The organism is Pseudomonas sp. Kh14 (assembly GCF_900291005.1).
Taxonomy (GTDB): domain Bacteria; phylum Pseudomonadota; class Gammaproteobacteria; order Pseudomonadales; family Pseudomonadaceae; genus Aquipseudomonas; species Aquipseudomonas alloputida.
Genome location: NZ_OLKJ01000038.1, coordinates 265,089 through 278,669, shown reverse-complemented (window position 1 = coordinate 278,669; position 13,581 = coordinate 265,089). Strand labels below are relative to the sequence as shown.

Genomic DNA, 13,581 nt, shown 5'->3' with positions numbered 1-13,581 from the left:
GTACAGCGCAGGCCCTGAGTACGGCGCTGTGCTTGTGGAAGCGGGCAAACCCGCGAAGAAGTTCATGCCTTGTTCAGATACATCCGCGTAGTCAGCAAGTAAACCGGCAACCCCGACACCACGATCAGCAACGCAGCATAAGGCGCCGCTGCCGCGAACTCGACGTTGGCTGTGTGTGCCCACACCTCGGTGGCCAAGGTGGTCATGCCGGTCGGGCTGAGCAGCAGGGTAGCCGTCAGCTCTTTCATGGCATCCAGGAACACCAGCGCAAAGGCTGCCGCCATGGCCGGGAAGATGATCGGCAAGGTCACCCGGCAGAATGCGGCAAAGCTACTGGCGCCAAGGGTGCGCGCAGCTTCTTCCAGCGTTGGTGAGGCCTTGTTCAGTGCGGTGCGCACCGGCGACTGGGCCAGCGGCAGGAACAGCAGTGCATAGGCCAGCAGCAATAGTGCCGTGGTCTGGTACAGCGCCGGCACGTAGTGCAGGGCGAAGAACACCAACGTCAGGGCAATCACCAGGCCGGGCAGGGCGTGCAGCAGATAGGGCAGACGCTCAGCCCAAATCGCCAGGCGGCCTTTGTAGCGCACCACCAGGAAGCTGATAGGCAGAGCCAGCAGCACACAGAAGCCGGCACCGCCCAGCGACACCGACAGCGAGGTGAACAACGCCTTCGAGATGGCCGCCACCGGGAATGCCGCCGACGAACCCACGCTCAGCCAGTAACCGAGCATCGCCAGCGGAATGCCGCTGCCCAGCACCGCCAGGCCCACGCAGAACAGTTGAGCCAGCACCGCCCAGCCGCGCAGCCGCACCGGTTGCGCACGACGCGCTACGCCCTGGCCGATACGTACATGGCGGGCTTTGCCGCGCACCCGCAGTTCCAGCCACAGCATTGCCAGGCACATCGCCAGCAGCACGGCAGACAGCATGGCCGCGTTCGCGTTGCTGAACTCCAGTTCGAACTGCTGGTAGATCGCCGTGGTAAAGGTTTGCAGGCCGAGGATCGACAATGCGCCAAACTCCACCAGCATATGCAGGGCAATCAGTAGCGCACCACCGAGCATCGACGGCCACAGCAGTGGCAGGGTGACTTTGCTGAACACACCCCAGCGGCTGCAACCCAGGGTGCGTGCCGATTCCTCCAGCGAGGTGTCGAGGTTGCGCAGGGTCGCGGCAACGGGCAGGAACACCAGTGGGTATTTGGATAGGGCCATGACCATGATCGCGCCGCCCAGGCCTTCAAAGTCCGAACTTAGCGACACCCAGGTGAAGCTGCTGACGAACGACGGCACGGCGAATGGCAGGCACAGCACAACGCCCCACAACCGGCGGCCGGCCAGGTTGCTGCGCTCCAGCAGCCAGGCCAGTGCCAGGCCGACCACCATGCAGGTCAGCGTCACCCCGACCATCAGCATCAGGGTGTTGCGCATCAGCCCCCAGACAAAGGGCCGCCACAGCAGGTGCAAGGCTTCGCGCCAGCCGGCCTCCCAGGCTTTGATGGCGACATAAGCCAGTGGCAGCAAGCTCATTGCCACAAGGAACAGCACAGGCAGCACTACCCAGATGGAAGGGCGCTTGCGGCGCGGTACGAAGCGTACCGGCACCGGTTCGGACAGGGCGGCAGTCATCAGAGCAGGCCGACCTCACGCTCAAGTTCGATGGCTTCCTCGGCATTGCCCAGGTCAGCTGGCGAGATCTTCGGCGGGCGCAGCTCGTCGAATGGTTTCAGGCCGCGGTCAGAAACCATACCCTTGTGCAGCGGGTACTCGGCGGTGGTCTGGGTGATCACGCGCTGGCCTTCTTCGCTGGCCATCCAGTTGAGCAGGGCCTGGGCTTCTTTCGGGTGTTTGCTCGCCTTGACCACGCCTGCGCCGGAGATAGTGACCAGGTTGCCAGCATCGCCGTCGGCCAGGTAATAGAGCTTGGTGTCCAGCTTGCCGCGTTCGCGTTCAAGCGCGTACCAGTAGTAGTTGTTAACCAATACCGCAGCCACTTCACCTTTTTCCACGGCTTTGAGGGCGACCATGTTGTTGGTGTAGGTCTTGCCGAAGGCTTTCAGGCCAGTCAGCCATTCTTCGGTGGCTTCGCGCCCGTGCATCTTCAGAATGGCCACGGCCTGCTCCTGGAACGCACCGCTGGTGGGTACGTAGCCGACGCGGCCTTCCCACTCAGGGTTGGCGAAGTCCATCACCGTGGTCGGCAGGTCTTTCTCGTCGACTTTCTTCGGGTTGTACACCACGATGCGCGTACGGGCGGTGATACCCATCCAGGTGCCGTTGGCGCCAACGTACTCCTTGGGCATCATGTTCAACGTGGCGTCGTCAATCTTGGCCAGCAGGCCCAGCTCGCCCAGGTTGTTCAGGGGCGGGGACTCTTCGGTATAGATGATGTCGGCCGGCGAACGATCACCTTCCTCGATGATCTGGCTGGCCAGCTGGTTGCTGCTGCCTTTGCGGATGTCGATGTGAATGCCGGTCTTGGCCTCGTAGGCCTTGGCAATGGCTTCGCCGATTTCCTTGTGCTGACCGTTGTACATGGTCAGCGTGACCGGTGCGTCTGCCATGGCGGCCGGAGCGCCGATGACCAGGCTCAGCACTGCGGCGGCCAGGGTACGCATCAGCGGTTGCGGACGGATCGTCATGCGGGTACTTCCTCGCTTACGGCTACATATTTGGAAACAATGGTAAACGAAATTGTTTCTCAAGTGGCCGGGTGACGAGAAATTCATGGTCAGACCATGGTGCAAGGGGGCTGGGCGTGTGTTGCCTGTACGGGCCTCTTCGCGGGTGCACCCGCTCCTACAGCGTGCGCGTGTCGGGGAGGGGGGCACAAAAAACGCAGGCAAGAAAAAACCCACTAGCAAGCTAGTGGGTTTTTGTATGGTGCCCAGGAGAAGACTCGAACTTCCACGACCTTGCGGTCACTGATACCTGAAACCAGCGCGTCTACCAATTCCGCCACCTGGGCAAAGCTTTACATCATCTGCAGAAGGCGACTATCGTTCGCTTTCACACAGTAGTAACAGATCCTTGGTCATCTGTTACTTGAAAATACTTGGTGCCCAGGAGAAGACTCGAACTTCCACGACCTTGCGGTCACTGATACCTGAAACCAGCGCGTCTACCAATTCCGCCACCTGGGCACACATTCGAGGTTACTTGATGCTTTACAGCATCGTTCATCTCTACTACAACTTCGGGGTTGTCCGTCGTTGTGGTGCGCACTATACGGACGCTCCCCAAGGCTGTAAAGCCCCCAATCGAAAAAAAATTCAAAAAATTCAACTTGTTGATTCCACAAGCCTATTTCTGCTGTTTATGCACTGCAGCGGGGGCTGTCCAAGGCAGACATTTCCGGTTTCAATACGCCTATGCCAGAATTCCTATCTATATACCCCAAGGTGAACCCCTTCTGATGGCCGATTGGCAATCCCTCGATCCCGAGGCCGCTCGCGAAGCGGAAAAATACGACAACCCCATTCCCAGCCGTGAGCTGATCCTGCAGCGTCTCGCCGACCGAGGCGAACCTGCTGCCCGCGAGGAGCTGGCAAAAGAGTTCGGTCTGTATGAAGAAGACCAGATCGAAGCCCTGCGCCGCCGCCTGCGTGCCATGGAGCGCGATGGCCAGCTTATCTATACCCGGCGCGGCACTTATGCCCCGGTAGACAAGCTGGACCTGATCTGTGGTCGCGTCTCCGGCCACCGCGACGGCTTCGGCTTCCTTATTCCCGATGACGGCAGCGAAGACCTGTTCCTCAGCCCGTCGCAGATGCGACTGGTGTTCGATGGCGACCGCGGCTTGGCCCGCGTCTCCGGTGTCGACCGCCGTGGCCGCCGTGAAGGCGTGCTGGTCGAAGTCATCTCCCGTGCCCACGAAAGCGTGGTTGGCCGCTATTTCGAAGAGGGCGGCATCGGCTACGTGACCCCGGACAACCCGAAGATCCAGCAGGAAGTGCTGGTGACCGCCGGGCGCAACGGCGGTGCCAAGATCGGCCAGTTCGTCGAGATCAAGATCACCCATTGGCCAACGCCGCGCTTCCAGCCGCAAGGCGATGTGGTCGAAGTCATCGGCAACTACATGGCACCGGGCATGGAAATCGACGTTGCCCTGCGCAGCTACGATATTCCGCACGTCTGGCCCAATGATGTGGTCAAGGAGGCACGCAAGTTCCGCTCCGAAGTCGAGGAGAAGGACAAAGAGAAGCGTGTCGACCTGCGCCATCTGCCGTTCGTCACCATCGACGGTGAAGACGCCCGCGACTTCGACGATGCCGTTTATTGCGAACCGCTGGGCAAGCTGCGTCTGTTCTCCGGTGGCTGGCGCCTGTACGTGGCCATCGCTGACGTCTCCAGCTACGTGCGTCTGGGCTCTGCCCTGGATGTCGAAGCCCAGCAGCGCGGCAACTCGGTGTACTTCCCCGAGCGCGTGGTGCCGATGCTCCCCGAAGAGCTGTCCAACGGCCTGTGCTCGCTGAACCCGCATGTCGACCGGTTGGCCATGGTCTGTGAAATGACCATGAACAAAGCCGGCCAGATGGTCGACTACCAGTTCTACGAAGGCGTGATCCACTCTCATGCCCGTCTGACCTACAACAAGGTCAGCAGCATGCTCGAGCACTCGCGTACCCGTGAGGGCAAGGCGCTGCGCGAAGAGTACAAGGAGGTCGTGCCGGACCTGAAGAACCTGTACAACCTGTACAAGGTGCTGGTGGAGGCGCGTCACACCCGGGGTGCAATCGACTTCGAGACCCAGGAAACCCGCATCATCTTCGGTGACGAGCGCAAGATCGCCGAAATCCGCCCGACCGTGCGCAACGACGCCCACAAGCTGATCGAGGAATGCATGCTGGCGGCCAACGTGGCCACCGCCGAGTTCCTGCAGAAGCACGGCGTACCGGCCCTGTACCGTGTGCATGACGGCCCGCCGCCGGAGCGCTTGGAAAAACTGCGCGCCTTCCTCGGCGAGCTGGGCCTGAGCCTGCACAAGGGCAAGGACCCGTCGCCGAAGGATTACCAGGCCCTGCTGGCGAGCATCGCCGGTCGCCCGGACTTCCACCTGATCCAGACGGTGATGCTGCGCTCGCTGAGCCAGGCCGTATACAGCACCGAGAACAACGGCCACTTCGGCCTGAACTACGAGGCGTACACCCACTTCACCTCGCCGATCCGTCGTTACCCGGACCTGCTGGTGCATCGCGCCATCCGCAGCATCATCCGCTCCAAGGTCGATACCCCGCACGTCAAGCGTGCCGGCGCCATGAGCATCCCCAAGGCGCGTATCTACCCGTACGACGAAAACACCCTGGAGCAACTGGGCGAGCAGTGCTCGATGACCGAGCGCCGGGCCGACGAAGCCACCCGTGACGTGGTCAACTGGCTCAAGTGCGAGTTCATGAAAGACCGCGTGGGCGAGACCTTCCCGGGTGTGATTACTGCGGTGACCGGTTTCGGCCTGTTCGTCGAGCTGACCGATATCTATGTAGAGGGTCTGGTGCACGTCAGTGCGTTGCCAGGTGACTACTACCACTTCGACCCGGTACACCATCGCCTGGCCGGCGAGCGCACCGGTCGCAGCTTCCGCTTGGGCGACACCATCGAAGTCAAGGTCATGCGTGTCGATCTGGATGAGCGCAAGATCGATTTCGAAGTGTCGGAAAAGACCCTCGCCGCACCGATCGGCCGCAAGCAGCGTGGCGCCGCGCCGGTTGCCGAAAAAGCCGAGCAGCAGCCGGCAACCGAAGCGAAAGCCACGCCCAAGCCGCGCAGCCGCAAGAGCGAAGCATCCGAAGCGTACTTCCCCAAGGATGCTGTGCAGCGTAATGCTGAAGTGCGTAAAAGCCGCGAGATGAAGAAAGCGCTGATGACCGACGCGCGCAGCAGTGCTGGCAGCAAATCGGAGAAAGGTGGCAAGCCGTCCGGCAAACCGACCAAGCACCGTAAAGGCCCGCCGAAGTCCGGCGCACCACGCAAAAACAAGAGCAATTCATGAGTCAGCTGGAAAAAATCTACGGCGTACACGCCGTGCAGGCATTGCTGCAGCACCATCCAAAGCGGGTCAAGCAGATCTGGCTGTCGGAAGGGCGCAGTGAGCCACGCCTCGAAACCTTGCTGGCGCTGGCCGCGGAAAACCGCGTGCCGGTCGGCCAGGCCGAGCGCCGTGAGATGGATGCCTGGGTCGAAGGCGTGCACCAAGGCGTTGTAGCCGAGGTCAGTCCGAGCCAGGTGTGGGGCGAGTTGATGCTCGAAGAGTTGCTTGAACGCACAGAAACGCCGCCGCTGATCCTGGTGCTGGACGGCGTGACCGACCCGCACAACCTCGGCGCTTGTTTGCGTACCGCGGATGCGGCCGGTGCCACGGCAGTGATCGTGCCCAAGGACAAATCCGCAACGCTGACGCCGGTTGTGCGAAAGGTGGCTTGTGGGGCGGCAGAAGTCATTCCGCTGGTGGCTGTGACCAATCTGGCGCGTACGCTTGAGAAGTTGCAGCAGCGTGGCCTTTGGGTAGTGGGTACCGCTGGCGAGGCCGAGCAGGAGATCTACCAGCAGGATCTGACCGGGCCGCTGGTGATGATCATGGGGGCGGAAGGCAAGGGCATGCGTCGGCTCACCCGTGAGCATTGCGACTTCCTCGTGAAGTTGCCGATGGCGGGTAGCGTCAGCAGTCTTAACGTGTCGGTGGCGACCGGGGTTTGCCTGTTCGAAGCCGTGCGTCAGCGTCAAGGCAAGCGCTGATTCTCAGCCTGTTCCGGCCTCTTCGCGGGTGAACCCGCTCCTACAGGGTGATTGCGTTCCCCTGTAGGAGCGGGTTCACCCGCGAATGGGCCCGCAGCTTGTGAATATGTTTCAGGCTGTTCAAATATTCACCAATCACCTTGCTTGTGCGCCCCGGCTTCTCTACAATTGCGCCCCTTGCCGAGCTGGCAGGCGCTCATGTGCCTCCCCTCCGTGCAAGACATACAGTGTCATTCACTCCTTGTCTGACCAGATTCACTGGCAGACTACTAACCCGTAAGGAGCATTCATGCGTCATTACGAAATCATCTTCCTGGTTCACCCGGACCAGAGCGAACAAGTCGGCGGCATGGTTGAGCGTTACACCAAGCTGATCGAAGAAGATGGTGGCAAAATCCACCGCCTGGAAGACTGGGGCCGTCGTCAACTGGCCTACGCAATCAACAATGTTCACAAGGCTCACTACGTGATGCTGAACGTTGAGTGCACCGGCAAGGCCCTGGCCGAGCTGGAAGACAACTTCCGCTACAACGATGCCGTTATCCGTAACCTGGTCATCCGTCGCGACGAAGCCGTTACCGGCCAGTCCGAGATGCTGAAGGCTGAAGAGAACCGCAGCGAGCGCCGTGAGCGTCGCGAGCGTCCTGAGCATGCTGACTCCGCCGAAGGCGACGACAGCAATGACAGCGACTCCAGCGATAACGCTGACGAGTAATCCACGGACCTTTAGAGGAGCCTATTAAATGGCACGTTTCTTCCGTCGTCGTAAATTCTGCCGCTTCACTGCTGAAGACGTGAAAGAGATCGACTTCAAAGATCTCAACACCCTGAAAGCTTACGTATCCGAAACCGGCAAGATCGTTCCAAGCCGTATCACCGGTACCAAAGCTCGTTATCAGCGTCAGCTGGCTACCGCTATCAAGCGCGCCCGCTTCCTGGCCCTGCTGCCCTACACCGACAGCCACGGCCGCTGAGACCGGGTCGTCGACAAGCAGTAAGGGATTAGCATGCGAGCGTTAGCAAGTTTCATCATGCGCGGTCGTGTGCAGGCCACCCTCGTGGTGGTCATCAGCGCGGTACTGCCGCTGCTGTTCTGGTTGAGTGCCGCTGCCGGCAGCCTCGTGCTGCTGCGGCGGGGGTTCAAGGATGCTACATCGGTCATCGCCGGCGGCTTGCTGGCCGGGCTGGCCGTGTGGGTCATGGGCGATCCCATCACCTTTCTGGTGATTGCGGGTGCCTTGGCCTTGGCCGCCATGTTGCGTGCCGAGCACCCCTGGAGCCGGGTGTTGCTCGCCAGTGCCGTGTTCGCCGTGGCTTTCAGCCTCGTGCTTGATCTGGCGCTGGCGCAAACCTTCGATGTGCTGGCCAAGGCGTTTGCCGAAGCCATGCCGAAAATCGAAGGGCAACCGGTGCTCTCCGGTGAGCTGATCCGCCCTGTGCTGGTCGCTTCCACAGCAGTGACGGTGCAATTGTTCAGCGTGCTGGCGTTGATGCTGGCGCGCTATTGGCAGGCAGCGTTGTACAACCCTGGAGGCTTCGGTCGCGAGTTTCGCGAACTGAAGTTGCCGAAACAGACCATGGCGGTCTTGGTGGCAGTGATGGTGGTGGCGCCGTTTATCGGCCCGCAGTTCATCATCCTGGCATCGGCTTCCAGCCTGGTACTGGTGCTGGCCGGCATCGCCTTGATGCACGGGCTGGTGGCACAGGGCCGACTGGCCGGTTTCTGGCTGGTGGGGATGTACGTAACGCTACCGCTGATCATGCAGCTGATTTATCCGTTGCTGATGGTTCTGGCCATTGTCGACAGCCTGATTGATTTTCGCGGTCGCAAGTCCCCTCCGGGGAAAGACTCCGCGAACGGTGAAGGTTAAAAGTTAAGAGGTTTTACCAAATGGAACTGATCCTGCTGGAAAAAGTCGCTAACCTGGGCAACCTGGGCGACAAAGTAAAAGTTAAGGCTGGTTACGGCCGTAACTTCCTGCTGCCATTCGGCAAGGCCACCGTTGCCAACGCCGCCAACCTGGCTGCGTTCGAAGAGCGTCGTGCCGAGCTGGAAAAAGCAGCCGCTGACAAGAAAGCTTCGGCTGAAAGCCGTGCTGCCCAACTGGCCGAGCTGGAAGTGACCATCACTGCCACCGCTGGCGACGAAGGCAAGCTGTTCGGTTCGATCGGCACCCACGACATCGCTGACGCCCTGACCGCCTCCGGCGTTGAAGTGGCCAAGGCTGAAGTTCGTCTGCCGAACGGCACCATCCGTCAGGTTGGCGAATACGACGTAGCCGTGCACCTGCACAGCGACGTTGAAGCCACCGTACGCGTGGTCGTTGTAGCTGCCTAAGCTGCGCTAACTGGCTGGCTCCTTGCGAGTCAGGCAGTTAACATCGGGCACGGTCCTGTTTTCGACAGGCCGTGCCCTTTGTCTTTTTCATCCTCCAGAATTCTTTCGTGGCCATGAACGAGATCACCACCTCCGAACAGCTTGACCTGCAAACCGCAGCCCTGAAGGTACCGCCGCATTCCATCGAGGCCGAACAGGCCGTGCTCGGTGGCCTGATGCTGGACAACAATGCCTGGGAGCGGGTGCTGGACCAGGTGTCGGACGGCGACTTCTACCGGCATGACCACCGGCTGATCTTCCGCGCTGTGCACAAGTTGGCCGACGCCAACCAGCCATTCGACGTGGTGACCCTGCACGAGCAGTTGGACAAGGAAGGCCTGTCCTCGCAAGTCGGCGGCTTGGCCTACCTGGCCGAGCTGGCCAAGAACACCCCTTCGGTGGCCAACATCAAGGCCTACGCCGCGATCATTCGTGAGCGGGCCACGTTGCGCCAGCTGATCAGCATCAGTACCGACATCGCCGACAACGCGTTCAACCCGCAGGGGCGCAACGCTGCCGAGATTCTCGACGATGCCGAACGGCAGATCTTCCAGATCGCCGAGGCGCGGCCTAAAACCGGCGGCCCGGTGGGCGTCAACGAGCTGTTGACCATGGCCATCGACCGCATCGATACGCTGTTCAACTCCGACAGTGACATCACCGGTATCTCCACCGGTTACACCGACCTGGACGAGAAGACCAGCGGCCTGCAGGCAGCCGACCTGATCATCGTCGCGGGTCGTCCGTCGATGGGTAAGACCACCTTCGCCATGAACCTGGTGGAAAACGCCGTACTGCGTACCGACAAGGCGGTGTTGGTGTTCTCCCTCGAGATGCCAGGTGAGTCGCTGATCATGCGTATGCTCTCGTCCCTGGGGCGTATCGACCAGACCAAGGTCCGCTCCGGCCAGCTGGACGACGACGACTGGCCGCGCCTGACCTCGGCAGTGAACCTGCTCAACGACCGAAAATTGTTCATCGACGATACCGCGGGTATCAGCCCCTCGGAAATGCGCGCGCGTACCCGCCGCCTGGCCCGTGAGCATGGTGAAATCGCCATGATCATGGTCGACTACCTGCAGCTGATGCAGATCCCGGGGTCGGCCGGTGACAACCGTACCAACGAAATTTCCGAGATTTCCCGCTCGCTCAAGGCCCTGGCCAAAGAATTCAACTGCCCGGTCATTGCCCTTTCGCAGCTGAACCGCTCGTTGGAGCAGCGCCCGAACAAACGCCCGGTGAACTCCGACTTGCGTGAATCCGGTGCAATCGAGCAGGACGCCGACGTGATCATGTTCGTGTACCGCGACGAGGTGTACCACCCCGAGACCGAGCACAAGGGCGTGGCGGAAATCATCATCGGCAAACAGCGTAACGGCCCCATCGGTTTCGTGCGTTTGGCGTTTATCGGCAAGTACACCCGGTTCGAGAACTTGGCGCCGGGGATGTACAACTTTGATGATGATGAATAACCCATTGAGCTAGCAAGGCCGTTCCTACAAGGTTTGCGGTGCGCCTGCTAGCTCTGAAATCTGAGCGATGTTCGTTTGCCCTTGGCTGATGATCCGCCCCTCGCTCAGGGTGATCACCCGGTCAAACCCGCTCCTACAGGTTCACCATAGGCTTCAAGAGTTGCACCGTACCTGTGGGAGCGGGTTTACCCCACCCGTTGTTCCGCATCGAGCCCGGGATCCAGTGTAGAGACGCCCGCGAGCAGTCTTCGGAGTTGATGGGCTATGTGCGCGAACTGACCATCACCGGGTTGATGGATGAGAAGCCGATGATGATCTGGGCTGCCCATTACCTGAGTGCGATGGCCAAGGCGCTGATGGATGATGCTGAACTGTGGATGAGGCAGTGAGGGGTTGGCTTCAGGTTGCATGAAGGCCGCCAGGAGTTCGCCGCAACAGTTTCAGCGCCTGTGAGATCGAGCGCCGCCCGCGCGGCGCTTGATCTCACAGGCGCTGCAAGGATTCTGTCGAACACCTGGCAACCCCACTACCCCCCTCAAGCCAACCACCTGCCACGTCCATCCCCCAACCGTCGCCCCGCCCACCAATCCCCACGAATCCAGTCGGATTTGGTCAAAATTTGTGCTATATTCCGCGCCCGCGATTTCCCTGCACACCAGAACCGGTCACTGACATGCAAGCAGCCAAACCACTCTACGACTATCCCAAGTACTGGGCCGAATGCTTCGGGCCAGCACCTTTCCTGCCAATGAGCAGGGAGGAGATGGATCTGCTCGGCTGGGATTCCTGCGACATCATCATCGTGACCGGTGATGCCTACGTCGACCATCCGTCGTTCGGCATGGCCATCATTGGCCGTCTGCTGGAAGCCCAGGGCTTCCGCGTGGGCATCATCGCCCAGCCGAACTGGCAGTCGAAAGACGACTTCATGAAGCTCGGCGAACCGAACCTGTTCTTCGGTGTGGCCGCCGGCAACATGGACTCGATGATCAACCGCTACACCGCGGACAAGAAGATCCGTTCCGACGATGCCTACACCCCTGGTGGCCTGGCCGGCAGCCGTCCGGACCGTGCCAGCCTGGTGTACAGCCAGCGCTGCAAGGAAGCCTACAAGCATGTGCCGATCGTGCTCGGCGGCATCGAGGCTTCGCTGCGCCGCATCGCCCATTACGACTACTGGCAGGACAAGGTTCGTCACTCGATCCTGATCGACGCCAGCGCCGACATCCTGCTGTTCGGCAACGCCGAGCGTGCGGTGGTCGAGGTGGCCCAGCGCCTGTCCAACGGGGAGAAGATCGAGACCATCACCGACGTGCGCGGCACCGCCTTCGTGCGCCGCGATACCCCGCAGGGCTGGTACGAGATCGACTCCACCCGTATCGACCGCCCGGGGCGCGTCGACAAGATCATCAACCCGTACGTGAACACCCAGGACACCCAGGCCTGCGCCATCGAGCAGGCCAAGGGCGACCAGGAAGACCCGAACGAAGCCAAGGTGGTGCAGATTCTCGACAGCCCGGCCGTGACCCGGGAAAAGTCGGTGATCCGCCTGCCATCGTTCGAAAAGGTGCGTAACGACCCGGTGCTCTATGCCCATGCCAACCGCGTGCTGCACCTGGAGACCAACCCGGGCAACGCCCGTGCGCTGGTGCAGAAGCATGGCGAAGTGGATGTGTGGTTCAACCCGCCACCCATCCCCATGAGCACTGAGGAAATGGACTACGTGTTTGGCATGCCTTACGCCCGTGTGCCGCACCCGGCCTATGGCAAGGAGCGCATCCCGGCCTACGAGATGATCCGTTTCTCGGTGAACATCATGCGTGGCTGCTTCGGTGGCTGTACCTTCTGCTCGATCACCGAGCACGAAGGCCGCATCATCCAGAACCGCTCGCACGAGTCGATCCTGCACGAAATCGAAGAGATGCGTGACAAGGTGCCGGGCTTCACTGGCGTGGTCTCGGACCTTGGCGGGCCGACTGCCAACATGTACCGCATCGCCTGCAAAAGCCCCGAAATCGAGAAGCACTGCCGCAAGCCGTCGTGCGTATTCCCGGGTATCTGCGAAAACCTCAATACCGACCACAGCTCGTTGATCGAGCTGTACCGCAAGGCCCGCGCCTTGCCGGGTGTGAAAAAGATCCTGATTGCTTCCGGCCTGCGCTACGACCTGGCGGTGGAATCGCCGGAGTACGTCAAGGAACTGGTCACCCACCACGTTGGCGGCTACCTGAAGATTGCCCCGGAGCACACCGAGCGTGGCCCGCTGGACAAGATGATGAAGCCGGGTATCGGCACCTACGACCGCTTCAAGCGCATGTTCGAGAAGTTCTCGAAAGAAGCGGGCAAGGAGCAGTACTTGATCCCGTACTTCATTGCCGCGCACCCGGGTACCACCGACGAAGACATGATGAACCTGGCCCTGTGGCTGAAGGGCAACGGCTTCCGCGCCGATCAGGTACAGGCGTTCTACCCGTCGCCAATGGCCTCGGCCACGGCCATGTATCACTCGGGCAAGAACCCGCTGCGCAAGGTGACCTACAAGAGCGAAGGGGTGGAGATCGTCAAGAGCGACGAGCAACGCCGTCTGCACAAGGCGTTCTTGCGCTATCACGACCCGAAGGGCTGGCCGATGCTGCGTGAAGCGCTGCAGCGTATGGGCCGCGCCGACCTGATCGGGCCGGGCAAGCACCAACTGATCCCGCTGCACCAGCCGCAGACCGATACTTATCAGAGCGCGCGCCGGAAGAACTCGACCCCAGCAGGTAGCCACAAGGTGGGCAAGGATCAGAAGATCCTCACCCAGCACACCGGCCTGCCGCCGCGTGGCAGCGATGGCAGCAAGCCGTGGGACAAGCGCGAAAAGGCCAAGGCCGAGGCGTTTGCGCGTAACCAGCAGGCGGCCAAGGAGCGCAAAGAGGCGAGCAAGGGCGGCAAGGGCAACAAGAAGCCGCGTCAGCCTGTCATTCCGCGTTAACTGATCGATTTTTGGGGGCTGCTTTGC

General features: G+C 61.0%; 11 protein-coding genes and 2 tRNA genes. 9 read left to right on the top strand and 4 right to left on the bottom strand.

Features of this window, described 5'->3' with window-relative positions; translation table 11 throughout:
• Window positions 1–62: 62 nt before the first annotated feature.
• The 4 genes from FQ668_RS23730 to FQ668_RS23715 form a co-directional block, all read right to left on the bottom strand.
• Window positions 63–1,628 carry an iron ABC transporter permease gene (locus FQ668_RS23730; protein WP_003249548.1) on the bottom strand — a complete coding sequence of 522 codons (1,566 nt, stop codon included), beginning with the start codon at window positions 1,626–1,628 and terminating at the stop codon, window positions 63–65.
• The gene (locus FQ668_RS23725) at window positions 1,628–2,641 is read right to left on the bottom strand and encodes an extracellular solute-binding protein (RefSeq protein ID WP_003249550.1); all 1,014 of its coding nucleotides are present in this window, start codon (window positions 2,639–2,641) and stop codon (window positions 1,628–1,630) included. Before FQ668_RS23725 ends, FQ668_RS23730 begins: the two co-directional genes overlap by 1 nt.
• A 239-nt stretch (window positions 2,642–2,880) precedes the next feature.
• Window positions 2,881–2,967, bottom strand: a tRNA-Leu gene (locus FQ668_RS23720).
• 88 nt (window positions 2,968–3,055) lie between these two features.
• Window positions 3,056–3,142: transfer RNA gene (locus FQ668_RS23715), tRNA-Leu, on the bottom strand.
• A gap of 272 nt (window positions 3,143–3,414) precedes the next feature.
• Between FQ668_RS23715 and rnr the strand changes: the two genes are divergently transcribed.
• The 9 genes from rnr (at window position 3,415) to FQ668_RS23670 (ending at window position 13,554) form a co-directional block, all read left to right on the top strand.
• Complete coding sequence (rnr, locus tag FQ668_RS23710; RefSeq protein ID WP_003249552.1) at window positions 3,415–5,988, top strand: ribonuclease R; 2,574 nt, start codon at window positions 3,415–3,417, stop codon at window positions 5,986–5,988.
• Window positions 5,985–6,731, top strand: a complete 747-nt coding sequence (gene rlmB, locus FQ668_RS23705) for a 23S rRNA (guanosine(2251)-2'-O)-methyltransferase RlmB (RefSeq protein ID WP_019437577.1) — start codon at window positions 5,985–5,987, stop codon at window positions 6,729–6,731. Before rnr ends, rlmB begins: the two co-directional genes overlap by 4 nt.
• Window positions 6,732–7,020: 289 nt before the next feature.
• Complete coding sequence (gene rpsF, locus FQ668_RS23700; RefSeq protein WP_003249557.1) at window positions 7,021–7,446, top strand: 30S ribosomal protein S6; 426 nt, start codon at window positions 7,021–7,023, stop codon at window positions 7,444–7,446.
• A gap of 28 nt (window positions 7,447–7,474) precedes the next feature.
• Window positions 7,475–7,705, top strand: coding sequence for a 30S ribosomal protein S18 (gene rpsR, locus FQ668_RS23695; protein WP_003249563.1), 231 nt, complete (start codon window positions 7,475–7,477; stop codon window positions 7,703–7,705).
• Window positions 7,706–7,738: 33 nt separating this feature from the next.
• Window positions 7,739–8,602 carry a hypothetical protein gene (locus tag FQ668_RS23690; RefSeq protein WP_003249565.1) on the top strand — a complete coding sequence of 288 codons (864 nt, stop codon included), beginning with the start codon at window positions 7,739–7,741 and terminating at the stop codon, window positions 8,600–8,602.
• Window positions 8,603–8,622: 20 nt separating this feature from the next.
• The gene (gene rplI / locus FQ668_RS23685) at window positions 8,623–9,069 is read left to right on the top strand and encodes a 50S ribosomal protein L9 (RefSeq protein ID WP_003249568.1); all 447 of its coding nucleotides are present in this window, start codon (window positions 8,623–8,625) and stop codon (window positions 9,067–9,069) included.
• A 113-nt stretch (window positions 9,070–9,182) separates the two neighbouring features.
• A complete protein-coding gene (dnaB, locus tag FQ668_RS23680; protein WP_010955472.1) occupies window positions 9,183–10,580 on the top strand; it encodes a replicative DNA helicase in 1,398 nt (465 codons plus the stop codon).
• 173 nt (window positions 10,581–10,753) lie between these two features.
• The gene (locus tag FQ668_RS23675; RefSeq protein ID WP_019438726.1) at window positions 10,754–10,969 is read left to right on the top strand and encodes a DUF3077 domain-containing protein; all 216 of its coding nucleotides are present in this window, start codon (window positions 10,754–10,756) and stop codon (window positions 10,967–10,969) included.
• A gap of 284 nt (window positions 10,970–11,253) precedes the next feature.
• A complete protein-coding gene (locus FQ668_RS23670; RefSeq protein ID WP_014592586.1) occupies window positions 11,254–13,554 on the top strand; it encodes a YgiQ family radical SAM protein in 2,301 nt (766 codons plus the stop codon).
• Window positions 13,555–13,581 lie beyond the last annotated feature (27 nt).